Genomic DNA, 18,468 nt, shown 5'->3' with positions numbered 1-18,468 from the left:
TCATGTTGAAGCTCTCGGGCGAGATGCTCTCGGGGGCTGAGGCGGGGTTCGGCATCGACGCCGGGGTGGTGAGCTCGCTGGCCAAGCAGCTGGCCGCGGTCCACAACCTGGGCGTGGAGATCGCCGTCGTGGTGGGCGGCGGCAACATCTTCCGCGGCACCCAGGCGGCCGAGATGGGGATGGAGCGCGCCCGGGCCGACTACATGGGCATGCTCGCCACGGTGATCAACGCCCTGGCCCTCGCCGACGCGCTCGGGCAGGTGGGGGCCGAGTGCCGGGTGCAGAGCGCCATCTGGATGCAGGAGGTGGCCGAACCCTTCATCCGGGGCCGGGCGATCGGGCACCTGGAGAAGGGGCGCATCGTCGTCTTCGGGGGCGGGACTGGGAACCCGTACTTCTCCACCGACACCGCCGCCTCGGTGCGGGCGCTCGAGGTGGGGGCTGAGGCCATCCTGAAGGGCACCCGGGTGGACGGGGTCTACGACGCCGACCCCCGCCACCACCCGGAGGCGCAGCGCTTCCACGACGTCGAGTACATCGACGTCCTCAGCCGGGGCCTCAAGGTGATGGATTCGACCGCCATCTCCTTATGCATGGACAACGCCCTGCCGATCATTGTGTTTGACCTCACCGTCGACGGAAACCTCCAGCGGGTGGTGCTGGGGGAGGATGTCGGCACCCGGGTGGGCGCCCGCCCACCGGCGTAAGGCAGGCCCCGGGGGTTGCCAGCCCAACCACAGGGACGGAACCGACACAGGGCCGAGGATGGGAGAGACCGTGGACGACACCGAGGAGCTGCTCGACGCCGAAGAGAAGATGCGCAAGGCCCTGCAGGTCACCCGGGAGGAGCTCTCGGTCATCCGCACCGGACGGGCGTCGCCCCGCCTCGTCGAGCGGATCGACGTGGAGTACTACGGCTCCAAGGTCCCGCTCAACCAGATCGCCGGGATCTCGGTGCCCGAGGCACGGATGCTGGTGGTCACGCCCTACGACCGCAGCGCCCTGGGGGCCATTGAGAAGGCCATCCAGTCCTCCGATCTCGGGATCAATCCCAGCAACGACGGCACGATCATCCGCCTCACATTCCCGCCCCTCACCCAGGACCGGCGCAAGGACCTCATCAAGGTCGTCCGGGAGCGGGCCGAGGAGGGCCGGGTGGCGGTGCGCAACGTGCGCCGGCACGCCAAGGAACACATGGAGCACCGCCAGAAGGACGGCGAGATCTCCGAGGACGACCTCCGCCGCCACGAGAAGGAGCTGCAGCGGGTGACCGACCGCTTCATTGCCGAGGTGGACGAAGTGGTCGTCGCCAAGGAGCAGGAGCTCAAGGAGGTCTGACCGGGCCATGCCCGACACCCCCCAGCCGCCGCGCCCACCACGGCCCCACCTCGCACCGGTCCGCCGGCCCACCCCCGCCCCGGAGGCGCCGGTGCCCGCGCCCGGTGCCCACCCGCCCAGGAAGGGCGGCGACCTGGTCTCCCGGCTCGTCACCGGCGTGGTCCTGGCCGGCGTCGCCATCGGGCTCGGCGTCATCGGCCCCCCCGCCCTCCTGGTGCTCCTGGTGGCCCTGGTGGGCGTCGCCCAGGGCGAGTTCTACCTGGCGGTCCGCAAGGCCGGGTACCAGCCGGCCACCGCCCTCGGCCTCGTCGCCGGGGCCACGCTGCTGGTCGCCGCCTACCGCCGGGGCGAGTCGGTCGTGCCCGTCGTGGCCTTCCTGACCCTGGCGCTGGCCTTCGTCTGGCACGCCTGGGGCCGGGAGAAGGGCCGGGCGCTGGCCGACTTGGCCGTCACGATGCTCGGCGTCGCCTACATCCCCCTGCTGGCGAGCTTCGCCGCCGCCGCCCTCCATCTGCACAAGGGCCGGGGAATCCTCCTGGCCACGATCGGCGCCGCCGCGATCTACGACATCGCCGCCTACTTCGGGGGCCGCAGTTTCGGGCACAACCCCCTGGCCCCGCGCATCTCGCCCAAGAAGACCCGGGAGGGCGCCGCCATCGCCACGGTGGCCGTCATCGTGCTGAGCGCCATGATCGCCCCGCTGCTGGGCCCGTGGGGGATCGGCGGGGCCGCGCTCCTCGGCGCCCTGGTGGCCCTCGCCGCCCCGCTGGGCGACCTGTTCGAGTCCGTGCTGAAGCGGGACCTGGGGATCAAGGACATGGGGTCCATCCTGCCGGGCCACGGCGGGGTGCTCGACCGCATCGACGCCATCGTGTTCTGCATGCCGGTCGCCTACCTGTCGCTGCGGGTCTTCGGGCTCCGCTAGTGGACGAGGGGATGGGGCTCGAGGTGCAAGATCTGTTCGGCGACGACGAGCCAGTGCCCATCGCCGTCCTCGGCTCGACCGGGTCGATTGGCCGCCAGGCGCTGGATGTGGTCCGGGACCATCCGGGCCGGTTCCGGGTGGCGGCCCTGAGCGCGCACTCCGACCGCGACACCCTCCTCGAGCAGGCCAAGGAGTTCGATGTTGGCCTGGTGGGCCTGACCTCCGGCGACCTGGGGGGGCTGCCCGACCATGTGCGGACCGTCAGCGGCGACGGGGCGGCGGCGGAGGTCGCCGAGGAGGCGGGCGCCACCGTGGTGCTGAATGCGGTGGTGGGTGCCGCCGGCCTGCAGGCCACGCTGGCCACCCTCCGGGCCGGGCGGATCCTCGCCCTCGCCAACAAGGAAAGCCTGGTGGCCGCCGGCGAGCTGGTGATGGCCAAGGCCGGGCCCGGCCAGATCCGGCCGGTGGACAGCGAGCACTCCGCCCTCTGGCAGCTCCTCGCCGCCACCCGGCCCGACCACGTGCGCAAGGCGATCCTCACCGGCAGCGGCGGCCCGTTCCGGGGTCGCTCGGCCGCCGAGCTGGAGTCCGTGACCGTCGAGCAGGCGCTGGCCCATCCGGTGTGGTCCATGGGGCCGAAGATCACCGTGGACTCGGCGACGCTGATGAACAAGGGCCTCGAGGTGATCGAGGCGCACTTCCTGTTCGGGTTCACCTACGACGAGATCGAGGTCGTGATCCACCCGCAGAGCACGGTGCACGCCCTGGTCGAGACGCTGGACGGGGCGGTGTTCGTCCACGCCGCCCCCCCCGACATGCGCCTCCCCATCCAGGTCGCCCTCGGCTGGCCGGACCGCTTCTCGCCCGGGGGGAGCCAGCAGGCCAAGCATCTGGACTGGGCGTCGCTCGGGGCGCTCAGCTTCGAGGCCCCGGATCGGGCAACCTTCCGCTGCCTGGATCTGGCCTACGACGCCGGCCGGAAGGGCGACACCTACCCGGCGGCGATGAATGCCGCCAACGAGGTGGCAGTGCAGGCCTTCCTGGCCGGGGCGCTCACCTTCCCGAGCATTGCCGGCGTGGTGGAAGGCGTGCTGGAGGGTCACGAACCGGCTGCAGCCAGCTTGGAGGCGGTCCTGGATGCCGATGCCCGAGCCCGGGCCGGCGCCGCCGCCCTGATCGAGGAGATGCGTGGATGAGCGGCACCCTGGGCGTGATCATCTTCATCGCCACCCTGGTGTTCCTGGTGATGTTCCACGAGACCGGGCACTACCTGGCGGCCCGCGCCTTCGGCATGAAGATCGAGGAGTTCTTCTTCGGCTTCGGCCCCCGGCTGTTCTCCTGGCGCCGGGGCGAGACCGAGTACGGGATGAAGGCGATCCCGGCCGGCGGGTACGTGAAGATCGCCGGCATGGCCGAGCTGCAGCTGGTGCACGACGCCGACCCTGGCCGGGGCGAGCACGAGGGCAACCGGGAGGGCAACCGGGAGGGGGGAGGCCGGACCCGGATGCGGGTGGTCGAAACCTCGGGCGACCCTTCCGAGGAGCACCGGATGTTCCGCAACAAGCCCGCCTGGCAGCGGGCCATCGTGCTGGTCGCCGGGTCCACCACCCACTTCATCCTGGCCTTCCTCCTGCTGACCTTCTCCTTCGCCGCCCTGGGCACCATCGGCAATCCCACCACCACGCTCAACTCGGTCAGCGCCACGCAGGGCTCCCTGACCGGCACCATCGGGCCGGCGGCGCGGGCGGGCATGCAGCCCGGCGACACGATCGTCGGGGCGGACGGCGCCCCGGTGGCCAACTGGGATGCGTTCTCCAAGGTGATCCGCAGCCACGCCAACGAGCCGGTGACCCTGCAGGTGCGCCGGCACGGCCGGCTGATCACCCTGACGGTGACGCCGGAGTCCAAGCCCAACCCGGACGCCAAGGCCGAGCCCAAGACCATCGGGTTCATCGGCGTCTCGGCCCGGGTCAAGGAGGACCGCCAGGCCCTGCCTAAGGCGGCGTGGTCGGGGATCAGCGGGGTGGGCACCCTGATGTGGACCAGCGTGCAGGGGATCGGCGACCTGTTCTCGCCCTCGGGCCTGCACCAGCTCTTCTCGGCGGTCAGCAACGGCCAGCAGCCATCCGGGTCGAGCGGCGCGTCGGGTACCAACTCGTCGTCCGGGAGCACCGCCGTCGGCCTGGTGGGGGGTGCCCGGCTGGCAGGCGACGCCGCCAAGACCGGCCAGGGTCAGGCCCTCATCGAGGTGCTGGCGGTGTTCATCGTCTTCCTCGGCGTGATCAACCTCGCCCCGCTGCCCCCGCTCGACGGGGGCCACCTGCTGATTCTGGGCATCGAGAAGCTCCGCGGCCGGGCGGTGGACTCCCGGAAGGTCGCCCCGGTGGCCGCCCTGGTGCTGAGCCTGCTGGTGACCTTGAGCCTGGTGGTGCTGTACCTCGACGTGTTCCACCCGGCAGCCAACCCGTTCCAGTAGGCCGCCCATCCCTCGGCCCACGCCGGGCGACGGGGGATGAGGCGGGCCGGTTAGAAGTCTGGATACGGTTGCGGGGAGAGAGGTGTGGGCGGCGGTGGCGTGCGCGAGCCGCCCATGGGTGCCGCAATCCAGACAAAATCTCGATTCGTTCTCACCCTACGGGGTGATTCTTGGGGGACTCTCCCGCCCGGCTGGGACCGGGTTGAAAAGGACTATCAACAAGTCGTTAACATTCCCGCCTACCACTGGTGTTTGGGGGTATGCACGCCTTGCTGGCGGACGGCACGGGAATGGGGAGGGCGTCATGACAGTACGCATCGGCGTCAACGGTTTTGGGCGGATAGGGCGGAACTTCACCCGAGCACTGTTGAAGCGTCCCGAAGCGGACGTGGAACTGGTGGCGGTCAACGACCTCGCCGATGCGAAGGTCCTGGCTCACCTGCTGCACTACGACACCGTGATGGGACCCTTGGAGGCAGGGGTCAAGGTGAGCGACGAAGGCATCGCGGTCAATGGCACCGCGTTCAAGGTGCTGGCGGAACGGGATCCGGCGGCTCTGCCCTGGGGGGAGCTCGGCGTCGATGTCGTCGTCGAGTCCACCGGGATCTTCACGAACCGGGAGGGTGCCAGCAAGCACCTTGAGGCGGGCGCCAAGAAGGTGCTCATCTCCGCTCCCGCCACCGACCCCGACATCACCATCGTCATGGGGGTCAACGACGACCAGTACGACCCTGAGAAGCACAACATCCTCTCCGCGGCCTCCTGCACCACGAACTCGGTCGTTCCGATGGCCAAGATCCTCATGGACAACTTCGGCATCGTCAGCGGCCTCATGACCACCATCCACGCCTTCACCACCGAGCAGCAGCTGCAGGACCAGGTGGCCACCACCCGCAAGGGGGTGCCGGACCTGCGCCGCATGCGCTCGGGCGCCCTGAACATCGTCCCGGCCTCCACCGGCGCCGCCAAGGCCACCTTCCTCGTCATCCCCGAGTTGAAGGGCAAGCTGCACGGGATGGCGATGCGGGTCCCGATCCCCGTCGGCAGCGTCACCGACCTGGTGTGCGTGTTGGAGAAGCCAGCCACCGCCGATGAGGTCAACCGGGTCTTCCAGGAGGCCGCCGCCTCGCAGCGCCTCAAGGGCATCCTCGTCTACACCGAGGACCCGATCGTCTCCTCCGACATCGTGGGCAACCCCGCGTCATGCACCATCGACGGGCTGTGCACCATGGTGATGGGCTCGATGGTCAAGGTGCTGGGCTGGTACGACAACGAGTGGGGGTACTCCAACCGCCTGATCGACCTGATCGGCTACATCGCTCCGTGACCCGGCCCATCCCGCTGGACCACCGGATCCTCGACTTGCGCTCCGAGCCGGCGCTGCTCCCATACTGGGCGCCGTGAACCTGCCGTCGCTTGATTCGCTGCCCGTGGCCGGGCGGCGGGTCCTCGTGCGCTGCGACCTCAATGTCCCGCTGTCGGGCGGCGAGGTGTCCGACGACACCCGGATCCGGGCCAGCCTGCCCACCCTGCGGGCGCTAATCGACCGGCGGGCGACGGTGATCTGCTGCTCCCACCTCGGGCGGCCCAAGGGGGTGCCCACCGAGAAGTACTCGCTGGCGCCCGTGGCCCAGGCCCTGTCGGACCTCCTGCGCATGAAGGTCCGTCTCACCTCGGGGCCGGCGGGGCCGGCGGAGGATCTCGAGGGCCTGGGCCCCGACGAGGTCGGGCTCCTGGAGAACCTGCGCTTCGACCCGGGCGAGGAGGCCAACGACCGCAAGTTCGCCGCCCGCCTCGCCTCCTTGGCCGACGCCTACGTCGACGATGCCTTCGGGGCGGCCCACCGGGCACACGCCTCGGTGGTCGGGGTGGCAGAGCTCCTGCCGTCCGCCGCCGGGTTGCTGCTGATGCGGGAGGTCCAGGTGCTCTCCCGGCTGACGGCATCCCCCGACCGGCCGTTCGTCGTGGTGCTGGGCGGGGCCAAGGTCTCCGATAAGATCGCGGTGGTGGGCAACCTCCTGCGCCGGGCGGATGCCATCCTCATCGGTGGGGCGATGGCCAACACCTTCCTGGCGGCCACCGGCGAGGACATGGGCGCCTCCCGGATCGAGCCCGACCGCATCGAGGAGGTCCGCCGGACCCTGGCGGCGGCCTCGAAGGCCGGGGTTGAGATCGTCCTGCCCACCGACGTCGTCGTGGCCACCGCCTTCGACAGGGATGCCGAGGCATCGGTCGTGGCGGTGTCGGCGATCCCGGCGGACGGCATGGCTCTCGACATCGGTCCGGCTTCGGCAACCCGCTTCGGCGCCTGGATCGCCCGGGCGGCCACCGTGCTGTGGAACGGCCCCATGGGCGTCTTCGAGTGGGCCAGCTTCGCCGAGGGGACGAAGGCGGTGGCCCAGTCGGTGGCCAGGTCCAACGCCTTCACCGTCGTGGGGGGCGGGGACTCGGCGGCCGCCCTGGCGGCCTTCGGCCTCACCGAGTCCGTCTCGCACCTGTCCACCGGCGGCGGAGCCTCGCTCGAGTTCCTGGAGGGCCGCGAGCTCCCGGGCATCAAAGCGCTGCAGGCCAGCATCCCCGCGGCGCGCTAGCCGGTCTCCGTCAGGAAATTCGGACATGCGCCGGCCGGTCATCGCCGCCAACTGGAAGATGCACAAGACCCACCTCGAGGCGATGCACTTCGTCGAGAGCCTGCGCAACCGCCTGGGCGCCGAGGACTATGAGCGGGTGGAGGTGGTCATCTGCCCGCCGTTCACCGCCCTGCGGACGGTGCAGACCTCGGTGGACAGCGCCGGGATGGCCGTCGGCCTGGGGGCGCAGAACATGTTCTGGGCGGAGTCCGGGGCGTACACCGGAGAGGTGTCGGCGCCCATGCTCACCAAGCTGGGGATGACCTACGTGATCCTCGGGCACTCGGAGCGCCGCGAGGTGTTCGGCGAGACCGACGAGGGGGTCAACCGCAAGGTGAAGGCCGCCTTCCAACACGGCCTGGTGCCCATCATGTGCGTGGGGGAGACGCTCGCCGAGCGGGAATCCGGCGGCACCGAGGCGAAGGTCGAGGGGCAGGTCCGTGCCGGGCTGGCCGGGGTGCCGGCCGGCAAGCTGGCCTCGCTGGTCATCGCCTACGAGCCGATCTGGGCCATCGGCACCGGGCGCAACGCCTACCCGGACGACGCCCAGGCCACCATCGCAGTGATCCGGGCCACGGTGCGCTCGGTGGCGGGCGACGTTGCCGACGAGGTGCGGGTCCAGTACGGGGGCAGCGTGAAGGCGGCCAACGTCGCCGGGTTCATGAGCCAGCCCGACATCGACGGTGCCCTGGTGGGCGGAGCGAGCCTCGATCCGGAGGAGTTCGCCCGGATCGTTCGCTACGATCAGGCGGACTGATGCTGGGGCCTGCGTGCTACACTCGGCGCTGACCTCGTACCAGTTCAGGTCTTTTCGTCCGCGGCAGGAGACCCATCCGTGCACTGGCTGACCGACCTCATCGTCGTGATCCATGTCCTCGTGAGCTTCGGGCTCATCCTGTTTATCCTGCTCCATGCCGGGCGGGGCGGCGGGCTGTCGGACATGTTCGGCGGTGGGATGGGCGGGGGCCTCTCCGGGTCGTCGGCCATGGAGAAGAACCTGGACCGCATGACGGTCATCCTGGGCTGCATCTTCGCCGTCACCACCATCCTGCTGGCCCTGCGCCTGAAGTAGAGGTCCGCGCCGCCGCAACGGTGAGCCACCGGTCCCGCCGTTCCACGAAAGGGAGTGCCCCTCGCTGAGCCCGTCGATCCTGGCGCGCGGCGCGCTGGTGGTCAGCCTCGCCCTGGTGGCGGCCGCTTGTTCGCGGGCCGGGACGGCGTCCGGCGGCCGGGGCACCTTCCGGATGGCGATCGACCAGCCGGCCACACTCGACCCGCCCCTGGCATCCTCGGGTTCCGAATCGCTGCTGGTCAAGGCGCTGTTCGACGGGCTGGTGAGCTACGACCCGACCACCGAGGCGGTCATGCCCGACGTGGCCACGTCGTGGGACGTCAACCCCGCCAACACCGTCTTCACGTTCCACCTGCGCACCGACGCCCGGTTCTCGGACGGGGAGCGGGTCACCGCCGCCAGCTTCGTCCGGGGGATGACCCGGGCGCTCAGCCCCGCCATCGCGGCGGCCCCGGGCAGCCTGAGCGGGGAGCTGGACGGGATCGCCGGGGCGGGCGACGTGACCAGAGGCCGGGCCACCACGCTGTCCGGTGCGCGGGCGCTCGGCACGGACACCCTGCGGATCCACCTCAGCGCTCCCGACGCCGAGTTCCTCATCCGGTGCGGGGACACGCCGTTCTTCCCCGTGCCCAGCCCGGCAACCGTCGCCGACGCGCAGCCGTCCTGGGCGGACTCGCCGGTGGGGGACGGGCCGTTCGCCCTGGCACCGACGCCGGCGGGGGGGTGGCTCCACAGCCCCTCGGTCGTCCTGGTGCCGAACAGGCACCACCCGACGCCCACGCCGCATGTCGCCGAGGTCGTGGCCCGGGTCTACCCCTCCACCTGGGCGGGGGAGAGCGCCTGGGACGCCGGCGCGGTGGACTGGGCGCCGGTGGTGCCCACCGCCACGGCCCAGGTGGAGGCACTCGGCAAGAAGAGCTTCATCGAAGGGCCGCTGGGGGCGACCGCGTTCCTGGCCGTGGGCCTCGGGGCGCTCGCCCCGCCGACGTCCAGCGCGGCGGCGGACGTGCGGGAGGCCTTCTCCCGGGCGATCGACCGGCCCCGGATCGCGGCGTCAGTCTTCGGGGGGAGCGCCGCCCCGGCGGTCGGGCTGGTGCCGCCCACCGTGCCCGGCTCGGCCTCCACCGCCCTGGCCAGCCCCACCCCCGGCCAGCAGTTCCCGGACCAGATCGTGGTGGCGCCCGGGCCGGGCGCGCCGTGCACCGCCTGTGCCTATGACCCTGCCCAGGCCCGGCGCCTGCTCGCTGCCGCCCGGGTGGCGCTTGCCGGCAGGTTCCCGCTGTACTACGCCGCCGGGGTTGGGGAGGATGCCTGGATGCAGGCGGTGGCAGGCGACCTGCGGGTGACCCTCGGCATCGACGCCCAGGCCGTTCCGGTGGCGGTCCAGCCTCGGGTGGCCCTCGTCCGCGGGGAGGCCGCCGCCGCGGTCCAGGGCCCCACCCCCGCCGGCGTGGCGGTGGATGCGGTGCTGCGCTACCCGACGCCCGACGCCGCCCTCGCCCGCGTCGCGGGCACCGGGGGGGACCTGAACCTCACTGGCTTTTCCTCCCCGGCCCTCGACGCGTCGTTGGCCGCAGCCCGGGCGATCACCCGCCCGGCAGCCCGGGCCTCCGCCTACACGCAGGCTGAACGGGACGCCCTCGCCACCCTCCCGGTGATCCCGCTCTTCTGGCCGGGCGGGGTCCGCCTCGCCCGCCTGGCCCGCTGGTCGGGGCTGGGGATGGACCCCTTCGGTGACCCGACCCTGCGCACCGTGGCGCTGCGGGGCTGATCGTGGGGTGCGGATTGCCTTGGCGGGCCGGCCACGGCCGGGCTCGCGGCCGTCTGGCGCTGGTCCTGGTGCTGGCGGTCTGCCTCCCGGCCTGCATCTTCACGGGGCATCCGCGGGCGAAACCGGCCTCACCCCGGCCCACCCCGCCACCGGGCGACCTGCGGATCGGCATCCGGCCGCCCACCACGCTCGACCCGGCCCTGCGGGTCAACCCCTCCGACTTGCTGGTGGCGGAGCAGATCTTCGAGCCGCTGGTGGGCTACGACCGCCAGACCTATGCCCTGGTCCCCAAGCTGGCCGAGCGCTGGGAGGTGCAGGACAATGGCACCCGGTTCGTGTTCCACCTCCGCCCGGACGCCCGGTTCCAGAACGGGGTGACGGTCACCGCGGGCGACGTGGCCTTCGCCCTCAACCGCCTCGCCCAGAAGGCCACCGACTCCAGCCTTGCCTACCTGCTGAAACCGGTCCAGGGCTTCGATGACGTCAACGTCTCCGCCACGGCCACCTCATTGTCCGGCGTCCAGGCCCTGGACCCGCACACACTGCAGATCACGATCACCAGCCCCTGGGTGGACTTCCCGTACGTCCTGACCGATCCGGCAACCGCCCCGCTGCCCGCCGACCAGGTCCAGGCCGACCCGAGCGGGTTCATGAAGCGCCCGGTGGGCTCGGGACCGTACGAGCTCACCTCAAACAGCGGCCTGAAAGGCCCGCTGACCCTGCGCCGGTCGCCCGACTACTGGGGGCCGGCGCCCGCGATCCCTGAGGTGACGCTGGTGGTCAGCCCGTCGCCCAATGCGGTGTTGAACGACCTGCACTCCGGCCGGGTGGACGTGGGTGAGGTCCCGCCCGACGCCATGTCCTCGGCAGTGGCCCAGTTCGGGAGCCGGGGCTTCGGCCCGCTGGCCGGGGGGCTCTACCTGGGTTTCAACCTCCAGGACCCGGCAGTGAGCGACCCCCGGCTGCGGGAGGCGGTCAGCTTCGCCCTCGACCGGAAGTCGCTGGCGTCCCAGGTGTACGGCAACGTGCTCACCCCGGCGACGAGCATCGTCCCCCCCGGGCTCCCGGGCCACAGCGACCTGGCGTGCGCCACCACCTGCACCTACCAGCCCGACCAGGCCAGGGCGCTGGTGAAGGCGGCGTTCCCCAACGCTTCCAATGGCGGGCCGAGCATCGCCTTCGACTACCCGGCCGGGGGGCCGAGCGACGCCCTCGCCCAGGCCATGGCCGCCGACCTGAAGGCGGTGGGGATCACCCTGCAGCTCCGGCCGCACTCGCCTGCCGACTACCTGGCCATGCTCAACTCCAACAGCCAGGAGATGTTCCTCCTGGTGTGGGTGGCCGACTACCCCCTGGCGGACTGGTTCCTGACCCCGCTGTTCTCCAGCCAGTCGCTGGACAACCACACCGGCTACTCCGACGGGGCGGTGCAGTACGTGCTCCATGCCGCCCGGGGGGTCAGCGACACCGCGCAGAGCCTGCTGCTGTACCGCTACGTCGAGGGCAAGGTGCTGTCCGACATGGCCGTGGCCCCGATCGGCTTCTACCGCAACCACGACGCCGCCGACGCCCGGGTGCACGGCTTCTACGTGGACCTGCTGGGCGGCTTCGAAGTATCCCGGCTGAGCTTGGCGCCGTAGGCATCCGGGCCGGGCAGAGGCCCCCCGATGCGGTCGCTATACTTGGGCGGTTCCGGGTCGGAGTGGCGGAACCTGGTAGACGCGCTAGGTTGAGGGCCTAGTGAGCGCAAGCTCATAGGGGTTCAAATCCCCTCTCCGACACAAGTTGAGGGAGCAGCCACGCCTGGTGCTGTCCTCGGAGCACCCAGTTCCCCGCGCAAGAACCTGCGGGGCGCGGCCGCGTGAGCTCGGTTCCCTGTGACGCGGGCGCAAGAACCGTACTCGGCTATCATGGCCTGCTGTACGCGCGGCGACAAGGAGGGACGGAAATGACCCAGAACGGCGGACTTCGTTTGCTGTGGCCGACCCCCATCGGGGTGCACCGGTACCCGGAGGCCGCCCAGCTCAATCCCCAGCTTGTCGAGGCCTTCGGGCAGATCCGGGCCGTGCAGCAGCGCAAGCGTGGCCAGGAGCCCGGGGCGTTCTTCGCCAGTGACGACGACCTGCTCCAGGTCGTGAGGCTGGGCGGCTGGCGGCACTGGGTGGAGTGGCTGGTCGGCAGCGTCAACGAGACCGTCACCGCGGCCAACCAGCAGGCGTGGGCGGGCCAGATTGCCAAGGTCAGCGTGGGCATTGAGGGCATGTGGTTCCAGTGCAGCAGCAGCGGCACGTTCCATGACGTGCACACGCACGGGAACTGCTCGTGGTCCGGTGTGTACATCGTGCAGATCGACGAGTCCTCGAAGCGCATCCAGAACCCGGTCTACGGGGCGGCCAACGGGGTGACCCGGCTCTACGGCCAGAACTTCACCCACCTGGGCGGTGCCTTTGTGGACGCCGGCAACGCCTACCTGATGCCGCCCAGTCACGACATCGAGCCGATTGTGGGCCAGTTGCTGCTGTTCCCCTCCTACTTGGCCCACATGGCGCTGCCCTACCAGGGCGACCTGGAGCGGGTCATCATCTCCTTCAACTTCAGCGTGCACGGTCTCCAAGGGGATCAGCTGCTCGGCTACAGCGCCACCTAACGGTCGTCCCGGCCACCGGGAGCGCTCGAGAGACCCGTCCTGGTGCTCACCAGGACCTGCTCCTGAGCGCGGCCGAGTGATCGTAGGATCCCGGGTGATATGAGGTCGCCCAGGTTCTCTGGACTCGGGGCGCTCCTCGTGGCAGTCGTCATTTGGGGAGCATCCTTCCCCGTCATTCAGGGCGGCCTGGGATCCACTCCCGTCGATGCCTTCCTTGCGCTGCGCTTCTTTGTGGCCGGTCTGGGGATCATCCCGCTGCTGTGGTGGAAAGGGCTGCACCGACCAGTGTGGCGAAGGCCCGGCGGGTGGATCCTGGCCGGGCTCCTCTACGCCAGCCTCGCCCTTCAGACGGAGGGACTGCGACTGTCCACGCCGGGGCGGGTCGCGTTCCTCACCAGCCTCTCGGTTGTGATCGTCCCAGCCGTCGATGCCCTCCTCCGGGGGCGGCGCCCTAAGGCCGGGACGCTCGTGGCGGTGGGCTTCGCCGCCATCGGGGCGGGCATCATCTATCTCAAGTCTCTCAACCACTTCACGGCGGGGGATACGTTCTCCGTCCTGTGTGCCCTGGGCTTCGCCGGCTACCTCCTGGTGGCGGAAAGGGTGGTTCGGGCACAGGAGATCGTCGACCTCACGGCCATGCAACTCGTCGGTGTCACGGCCCTGGCCGCCGTGGTTTGCGTGCTGAAGGGCTCGATCGGCCGGGTCCATGCGACCCCGGGACTGCTGGCGTCAGCCGCGTTTGCCGGGCTCCTGGCGACATTGGTGGCCTTTGGAGCCCAGCTGTACGGGCAGGCTCGGATGGGCGCCGTGCCGACGGCCCTGGTGTTGTCGTTGGAGCCCGTGGTGGCGGGCGCCCTATCGGTCGCCTTCGGTCGCGAGAGCCTGGGATGGCCGCTCCTGGCGGGAGGGGCCTTGTTGTTGGGTGCCGCACTCGTTGGACAGCTGACGGACGTACCGTCAGCCCCCGCAGGCCTCGCCTCCCTGGAGTCGGGTCATGTACCCGTCTAGCGGCTGGCGCCGGAGCCGTCCTCCCGGCATCCCGCCACCTGAGGCTGCGCCGTGCTCCGCCTGATCGTCGGCTTCCACCAGGACCAGGAGGGGGACTGGGTGGCCGAGCTCGACTGCGGGCACACCCAACACGTCCGCCACCGCCCTCCGTTCCAGCTGCGCCCCTGGGTGGAGACCGACGAAGGCCGGGCGGGGCGGATCGGCATGGAACTGGACTGCCCCCGGTGTGAGCCGGCCGGCGGACTGGAGGGCTGACCCGTCTCCCCCTTGACGCGCTCTCGGCCGGGTGCTTGGCTCAGGCTGTCTGGGGAGGCGACACGAAAAAAGGAGGCGCCATGGCCCGGTTCATCGTGCTCTACACCGCGGATCCCGCCACCGTCCAGCAGATGATGACCAACCTGACCCCGGAGCAGTCGGCGGCCGGCATGGCGCTGTGGCAGCAGTGGGCGGCATCCTGCGGCCCGGCGCTCGTCGATCTCGGCTCCCCGATCGGGCCGGGCAACCACCTGGAGGGGGGCTCGGTGGGCTCCAGCAGCTCGCAGGTCTGCGGCTACAGCATCGTGGAGGCGGACTCGCTGGAGGCGGCCACGGCCCTCGTGGACGGCCACCCGCATCTCCGGTCGCCGGGGACGCCGGGCATGGAGGTCCTGCCCTATCTCGCTCTCCCCGGGATGTAGGCACCGCGCCGCCTCCAGCTGGTCGCACCGGTTGGCGGCTGCGGCCGAGGTCCAGGCCAGCGCGCGACGAACCGCGGGACCGGGATCCCGCGGTTCGTGGGTGCTGTGGGTCCGGGCTAGCGCGTGATATCGACCGTCTGGCTGTCTGCGACGGAGGTGCACGGGTTGCTCGGCACCGAGAAGTCGCAGAAGGAGAGGGTCGCGGTGATCAGGGCCGGGCCCTTCTTGAACGCTCGGCCCGGGCTGGTGGCCGGCACGGTGACGGTCGTGGTCGTCGTCGAGCCGGTGCACGGGATGTTGGTCTGCGTCCCTCCGACCCCGGAGGCCACGCCGTTGCCGTTACGCTCCACCACCTGCGTGCTCAGGAACGCGAACTGGGCGTTGGTGGGGCAGGTGACCGAGAGGTCCACGGTCACCCCGGCGCCCTTGGCGGCCAGCGTGGCGCCATCGATGTGGACCATCGCCGCAGGCGGCGATGACGGGGGAGAGGACTGCGCCACCGCACCCAGGTGCGGGAGGGCAAGGCCGAGGGTGGTGCCTGCTGCGAGCGTCACTGCGACGGTGAGCCAACGTCGTCGAAGCATGGTTCACACCTCCTGGTTCGAGGGACTGGCGGAACCGCCACCCGGAGTGGCGACGGCGGTGGTTCTGGGTGGTGCCGTGATGCCGATGAGGAGTGCTGCCGTGAGGGGGATGACCGGGATGTGCCACAGGAAGTCGGCGCCGCTGTGCAGGGCGAAGGCGGCGAGACCGGCGACCGCACCGGCCCACAGTGCCCGGCTGGGGACCAGCCGGCGGCCTCGAGCAACCTGACCCGCGGCGGACACGAGGAGCACCAGCAAGAGGCCGGCCCCGATGGCGCCCAACTCGGCGAGGGTCTGGAGGTACTCGTCGTGGGCGTACCGGGAGAAGAGGCGGGACCCGCCCGGCCCCGCCCAGCTCAGGCCGGCGTTGCCCGGCCCCACGCCGGTGAGCGGGTGGCCGGCAGCCAGCCGGAGCGCCGCCTGGGTGGACTGGGTCCGGGCGGGCGACGCCAGATTGAGGCGGACGGCCGAGACCGCGTGCAGCGTGGGAGCCAGCACCGCCAGGGTGCCCGCGGCTACCACGCCCAGGGCGACGAGGGCCACGGCGGCCCGGCGCCGCCCGAGGGCCTCCCCGAGGTGGCCGACCGGCGCGGGCCCGGCAACGGCGATGAGGAGCCCGGCAAGGAGCCCGGCAGCCGCCAGAAGCGGCCGGGCGGGGTGGTCTCCCGGAACCGAGGGCAGCAGGGTGGCGAGCGCCAGGCCGGCTCCCAGGACCGGGGCCGCGGCATGGCGTACCAAGCGCCCGGGGCCCAGCAGCGCCGCCAGGATGGCGAAGCCCAGGCAAAGCGTCAGGAAACCGAACCGGCTTAGGGTGGCAACCGCGCCCAGGGTGAGCACGAACGCGCCGGCGCCCAGCAGGGGAGAGGGGGCCCGCCCCAGGCCGGGACGGGTGACCGGTGGCTTGGGCAGCGCTGCCCCGCACAAGGCGGCCATCGCCACCAGGGCCAGGGGTACGAGCAGCCCAGCTGCCGCGTTGGCATAGGTGAGGGTGGTGGCGGCCCGCCACAGCCCGCTGCTCTCCAGAGCCCAGGGTGCGGAGCGGAAGGCGACGCCGGCCCAGCCGGTGAGCGCCACGAGGGCCCCGACCGCGACGGCACCGGACACGAGGAGCTCGCGTTGCGGGCCGCTCAGGGCTTGGCACACGATGACCACCGCCGCAACGCCGGCCAGCAGGCCGACGATGGAGAGGGCGGCCCGGGTGTCGCCCGCCCGGGCTCCGCTCACCACCGCCCAGGCCGCCAGGGTGGCGGCGGCGGGGACCGGGACCGCGGAGAGGATCCGCCAAGGCGGGCGGCGGGCGGAGAACGAGGCGGCAACTGAGGCGACCAGCGCGGCACCGAGGAAGCCCGCCATCCCGATCTGGCCTGCGGTGTGGTACCCACCCTGCGCCGCGGCGCCCGTGGCAAGGCCCGCCAGGAGCAGGAGGGCGGGGATCGGGAGGTGCGCGGTTTGGGCGGTGGCCGCCCGCCTGGCACCGGGCGGGTGCACGACACCGGCGGGCGCCGGTCGCACGCCGACCGGCGGGGCCGCCACGTGGATGGGTGCCACTGCATCTACGGGTGCCATATGTGCCATGCGTGACCTCCGGTCCGGCGCCAGGGGAACTTCCCGTGGCGCATCCCCACCAAGCTCCTATTGGACGGGTTTGGGACGGTGGAAGCGGGGCAGAATGCGACGAAGTACCCTGTGAGCTCACATGAGCGACGCTCAGAGCCCCCGAGTGGTCAGAGGCCCCGCAGGTGGCCGAAGCACTTGATGTCTCCTTGCCAGCCGACACTAGGGGGCAGACGCCGGATCTGTCAAGGGGTTTGTTGGGTTTTTTGGATGCCAGGTCTTCTTTAATTATCGTGAGAGCAGGTCATCCGAACTAGACACCGGACCGTTGCGGCTCGGCGAGGCGGGGAAGTGTGCGGGAACTTCCCGCTGCGCCGATCTCGCCGGTGGCGGGACCCCCTCTGGCGGGACCTCCGGGAGCCTCGTCGACCTCGAAGACCGAGAAGTCCGCCGGTCCCGCCCCGCCCTTTACGCCGACGGTGAAGCCGGCGCGAGCCAGGGCCTCCGGGACCGATCGGCTCGGGCAGTCCACCAGCACCACCGTCCGGGCGGCGGCGAGGATCTCGTCCGGCGTGGCCATCGGTTCAGGCAGCCGCTCGCCGCCCGGGTCAGCCGACTCCCGCCTGGCCCAGGAGGTCCTGCCACTCGTCCAGCGAGATCCCGGCCTCGGCGGCCTGGAGCAGGAGGAGGGCCAGTTCCCGGTCGGCGTGGTTCAGGTGGGCCACCAGGCCCACCGTCACCGGGTGCGTGGGCCGGGTGACCACCTCGATGGCGTCGCCTGCCTGCACCGCACCCTCGCTCAGCACGGTGACATAAGTTCCCGCCCGCCCGGCCTCCAGGAAGCGCTTCGGGAACCGGGGGTCCCCCATGCGGAACCCGAGCTTCCAGCACGGAAAGCGGGGCTGGGTGACCTCCAGCAGGGCGCTCCCCACCCGCCACTGCTCGCCGATGCGGGCGTCATTGATCACCACGCCCGCCACGGTGAGATTTTCGCCGAAGGTGCCCGGCCCGACCCGCTCACCCAGCTCGGCCTCCCACCAGGCCAGGTCGTCGGTGCCGTAGAGGTACACCGCCTTGCGGGGGCCGCCGTGCGCGGTGGGGTCGGCCTGGCGGTCGCCCACGACGCCGGCGTTGCTCACGCCGACCGGGCCCTCGACCGGGTCCTTCCAGATGGCCGTCGTCCGCGGCTTCCCGCGGTAGGTGACCTCCCGGACCCCGCCCACGTTCACCGACACCACCCGCGCCCTGGCCTGCGTGTCCATCGTCCCTCCGGCTCCGCCTGCGGTGCAGGCTACGGGGGGAGCAACACCGGTGGGCGGCCGCGCATTCCTCAATGCTGTTCGGGGCATGGGCTCGGCGGCGGCGGTGGCCGAGGACCTGCAGCAGGGCTTCGTTGACCGGCTCCGCTTCCTGCCGATCCCCCGCTCCACTGGCCTGACCCCACGGGACCGCACGCACGGCCCGGCTACGGCCAGACCGGGCTGGTGGAAATCGGACCTCACCCCTCATCCGCGGGATAGTTGGTGGAGTAGTACATCCCCTGGCTGTACCACGCGTGCAGGTAGGGCCCGGCCCCCACCGAGGCCCCGACGCGCACCCGGCGTTGTGCTGTCGCCATGGTCGAAAACCAGCCTGGGCGACAGCCTGCAGGGCGACGGATGCCGACAAACCACACCGCGGTAAATTCCGTGTGTTGAAATGGTCTGGGCGTCGCCGCCCGGCGTTGGCCGGTCGGCTGGTGCCGGGCGTCGAGGAGGTGCCGGTCCGTGAACTCGCGCGGTGACTT

Annotated in this window: 19 protein-coding genes and 1 tRNA gene; 16 read left to right on the top strand and 4 right to left on the bottom strand. The window is 71.3% G+C overall.

Annotation, left to right across the window (positions count from 1 at the left end; all coding sequences use genetic code 11):
• Window positions 1-2: 2 nt before the first annotated feature.
• The 16 genes from pyrH (at window position 3) to VFW71_05460 (ending at window position 14,544) form a co-directional block, all read left to right on the top strand.
• Window positions 3-707, top strand: a complete 705-nt coding sequence (gene pyrH / locus VFW71_05535; GenBank protein HEU5002226.1) for a UMP kinase — start codon at window positions 3-5, stop codon at window positions 705-707.
• Between the two features lie 58 nt (window positions 708-765).
• Complete coding sequence (gene frr / locus VFW71_05530; GenBank protein ID HEU5002225.1) at window positions 766-1,338, top strand: ribosome recycling factor; 573 nt, start codon at window positions 766-768, stop codon at window positions 1,336-1,338.
• Window positions 1,339-1,345: 7 nt separating this feature from the next.
• Complete coding sequence (locus VFW71_05525) at window positions 1,346-2,263, top strand: phosphatidate cytidylyltransferase (GenBank protein HEU5002224.1); 918 nt, start codon at window positions 1,346-1,348, stop codon at window positions 2,261-2,263.
• Window positions 2,264-2,286: 23 nt separating this feature from the next.
• Window positions 2,287-3,459, top strand: a complete 1,173-nt coding sequence (gene dxr, locus VFW71_05520; GenBank protein HEU5002223.1) for a 1-deoxy-D-xylulose-5-phosphate reductoisomerase — start codon at window positions 2,287-2,289, stop codon at window positions 3,457-3,459.
• Window positions 3,456-4,739 (top strand): M50 family metallopeptidase, encoded by a 1,284-nt coding sequence (locus VFW71_05515; protein ID HEU5002222.1) that lies wholly within the window; start codon window positions 3,456-3,458, stop codon window positions 4,737-4,739. Before dxr ends, VFW71_05515 begins: the two co-directional genes overlap by 4 nt.
• 304 nt (window positions 4,740-5,043) lie before the next feature.
• Window positions 5,044-6,066, top strand: coding sequence for a type I glyceraldehyde-3-phosphate dehydrogenase (gene gap, locus VFW71_05510; protein HEU5002221.1), 1,023 nt, complete (start codon window positions 5,044-5,046; stop codon window positions 6,064-6,066).
• A 73-nt stretch (window positions 6,067-6,139) separates the two neighbouring features.
• Entirely contained in the window at window positions 6,140-7,330 is a 1,191-nt protein-coding gene (locus tag VFW71_05505) for a phosphoglycerate kinase (GenBank protein HEU5002220.1), read from the top strand.
• A gap of 25 nt (window positions 7,331-7,355) precedes the next feature.
• Window positions 7,356-8,126, top strand: a complete 771-nt coding sequence (gene tpiA / locus VFW71_05500) for a triose-phosphate isomerase (protein HEU5002219.1) — start codon at window positions 7,356-7,358, stop codon at window positions 8,124-8,126.
• 78 nt (window positions 8,127-8,204) lie between these two features.
• Window positions 8,205-8,441 carry a preprotein translocase subunit SecG gene (secG, locus tag VFW71_05495; GenBank protein ID HEU5002218.1) on the top strand — a complete coding sequence of 79 codons (237 nt, stop codon included), beginning with the start codon at window positions 8,205-8,207 and terminating at the stop codon, window positions 8,439-8,441.
• Between the two features lie 97 nt (window positions 8,442-8,538).
• The gene (locus VFW71_05490) at window positions 8,539-10,212 is read left to right on the top strand and encodes an ABC transporter substrate-binding protein (GenBank protein ID HEU5002217.1); all 1,674 of its coding nucleotides are present in this window, start codon (window positions 8,539-8,541) and stop codon (window positions 10,210-10,212) included.
• Between the two features lie 14 nt (window positions 10,213-10,226).
• Entirely contained in the window at window positions 10,227-11,852 is a 1,626-nt protein-coding gene (locus VFW71_05485) for an ABC transporter substrate-binding protein (protein ID HEU5002216.1), read from the top strand.
• 56 nt (window positions 11,853-11,908) lie between these two features.
• Window positions 11,909-11,993 (top strand) — tRNA-Leu (locus VFW71_05480).
• A 167-nt stretch (window positions 11,994-12,160) separates the two neighbouring features.
• On the top strand, window positions 12,161-12,859 hold the full coding sequence (locus VFW71_05475; GenBank protein ID HEU5002215.1) for a putative 2OG-Fe(II) oxygenase: 699 nt from the start codon (window positions 12,161-12,163) through the stop codon (window positions 12,857-12,859).
• Window positions 12,860-12,958: 99 nt separating this feature from the next.
• A complete protein-coding gene (locus VFW71_05470; protein ID HEU5002214.1) occupies window positions 12,959-13,867 on the top strand; it encodes a DMT family transporter in 909 nt (302 codons plus the stop codon).
• A gap of 51 nt (window positions 13,868-13,918) precedes the next feature.
• On the top strand, window positions 13,919-14,122 hold the full coding sequence (locus VFW71_05465) for a DUF3565 domain-containing protein (protein ID HEU5002213.1): 204 nt from the start codon (window positions 13,919-13,921) through the stop codon (window positions 14,120-14,122).
• 80 nt (window positions 14,123-14,202) lie between these two features.
• On the top strand, window positions 14,203-14,544 hold the full coding sequence (locus VFW71_05460; protein ID HEU5002212.1) for a hypothetical protein: 342 nt from the start codon (window positions 14,203-14,205) through the stop codon (window positions 14,542-14,544).
• A 116-nt stretch (window positions 14,545-14,660) separates the two neighbouring features.
• Here VFW71_05460 and VFW71_05455 read toward each other — a convergent pair whose 3' ends face one another.
• From VFW71_05455 to VFW71_05440, 4 genes are all read right to left on the bottom strand, one after another.
• Window positions 14,661-15,128 carry a hypothetical protein gene (locus VFW71_05455; GenBank protein HEU5002211.1) on the bottom strand — a complete coding sequence of 156 codons (468 nt, stop codon included), beginning with the start codon at window positions 15,126-15,128 and terminating at the stop codon, window positions 14,661-14,663.
• A 3-nt stretch (window positions 15,129-15,131) separates the two neighbouring features.
• Window positions 15,132-16,694, bottom strand: coding sequence for an O-antigen ligase family protein (locus VFW71_05450; GenBank protein ID HEU5002210.1), 1,563 nt, complete (start codon window positions 16,692-16,694; stop codon window positions 15,132-15,134).
• A 301-nt stretch (window positions 16,695-16,995) separates the two neighbouring features.
• Window positions 16,996-17,262: a hypothetical protein gene (locus tag VFW71_05445; protein HEU5002209.1), complete on the bottom strand. Its 267-nt coding sequence runs from the start codon at window positions 17,260-17,262 to the stop codon at window positions 16,996-16,998.
• Window positions 17,263-17,290: 28 nt separating this feature from the next.
• Window positions 17,291-17,944 (bottom strand): MOSC domain-containing protein, encoded by a 654-nt coding sequence (locus tag VFW71_05440; protein ID HEU5002208.1) that lies wholly within the window; start codon window positions 17,942-17,944, stop codon window positions 17,291-17,293.
• Window positions 17,945-18,468 lie beyond the last annotated feature (524 nt).

The sequence above is a fragment of the Actinomycetota bacterium genome (genome assembly GCA_035765775.1).
Classification (GTDB): domain Bacteria; phylum Actinomycetota; class CADDZG01; order JAHWKV01; family JAOPZY01; genus DASTWV01.
Note: the sequence above shows the minus strand (reverse complement) of the source record. Positions and strands in the feature narration are given on the sequence as shown.

Excerpts from the sequence above, each read along its gene's own strand:
- pyrH (HEU5002226.1), top strand. The coding sequence starts at position 3 with ATGTTGAAGCTCTCGGGCGAGATGCTCTCGGGGGCTGAGGCGGGGTTC.
- frr (HEU5002225.1), top strand. The coding sequence starts at position 766 with ATGGGAGAGACCGTGGACGACACCGAGGAGCTGCTCGACGCCGAAGAG.
- VFW71_05525 (HEU5002224.1), top strand. The coding sequence starts at position 1,346 with ATGCCCGACACCCCCCAGCCGCCGCGCCCACCACGGCCCCACCTCGCA.
- VFW71_05515 (HEU5002222.1), top strand. The coding sequence starts at position 3,456 with ATGAGCGGCACCCTGGGCGTGATCATCTTCATCGCCACCCTGGTGTTC.
- gap (HEU5002221.1), top strand. The coding sequence starts at position 5,044 with ATGACAGTACGCATCGGCGTCAACGGTTTTGGGCGGATAGGGCGGAAC.
- tpiA (HEU5002219.1), top strand. The coding sequence starts at position 7,356 with ATGCGCCGGCCGGTCATCGCCGCCAACTGGAAGATGCACAAGACCCAC.
- VFW71_05475 (HEU5002215.1), top strand. The coding sequence starts at position 12,161 with ATGACCCAGAACGGCGGACTTCGTTTGCTGTGGCCGACCCCCATCGGG.
- VFW71_05470 (HEU5002214.1), top strand. The coding sequence starts at position 12,959 with ATGAGGTCGCCCAGGTTCTCTGGACTCGGGGCGCTCCTCGTGGCAGTC.
- VFW71_05460 (HEU5002212.1), top strand. The coding sequence starts at position 14,203 with ATGGCCCGGTTCATCGTGCTCTACACCGCGGATCCCGCCACCGTCCAG.
- VFW71_05455 (HEU5002211.1), bottom strand. The coding sequence starts at position 15,128 with ATGCTTCGACGACGTTGGCTCACCGTCGCAGTGACGCTCGCAGCAGGC.
- VFW71_05450 (HEU5002210.1), bottom strand. The coding sequence starts at position 16,694 with ATGGCACCCGTAGATGCAGTGGCACCCATCCACGTGGCGGCCCCGCCG.
- VFW71_05445 (HEU5002209.1), bottom strand. The coding sequence starts at position 17,262 with ATGGCCACGCCGGACGAGATCCTCGCCGCCGCCCGGACGGTGGTGCTG.
- VFW71_05440 (HEU5002208.1), bottom strand. The coding sequence starts at position 17,944 with ATGGACACGCAGGCCAGGGCGCGGGTGGTGTCGGTGAACGTGGGCGGG.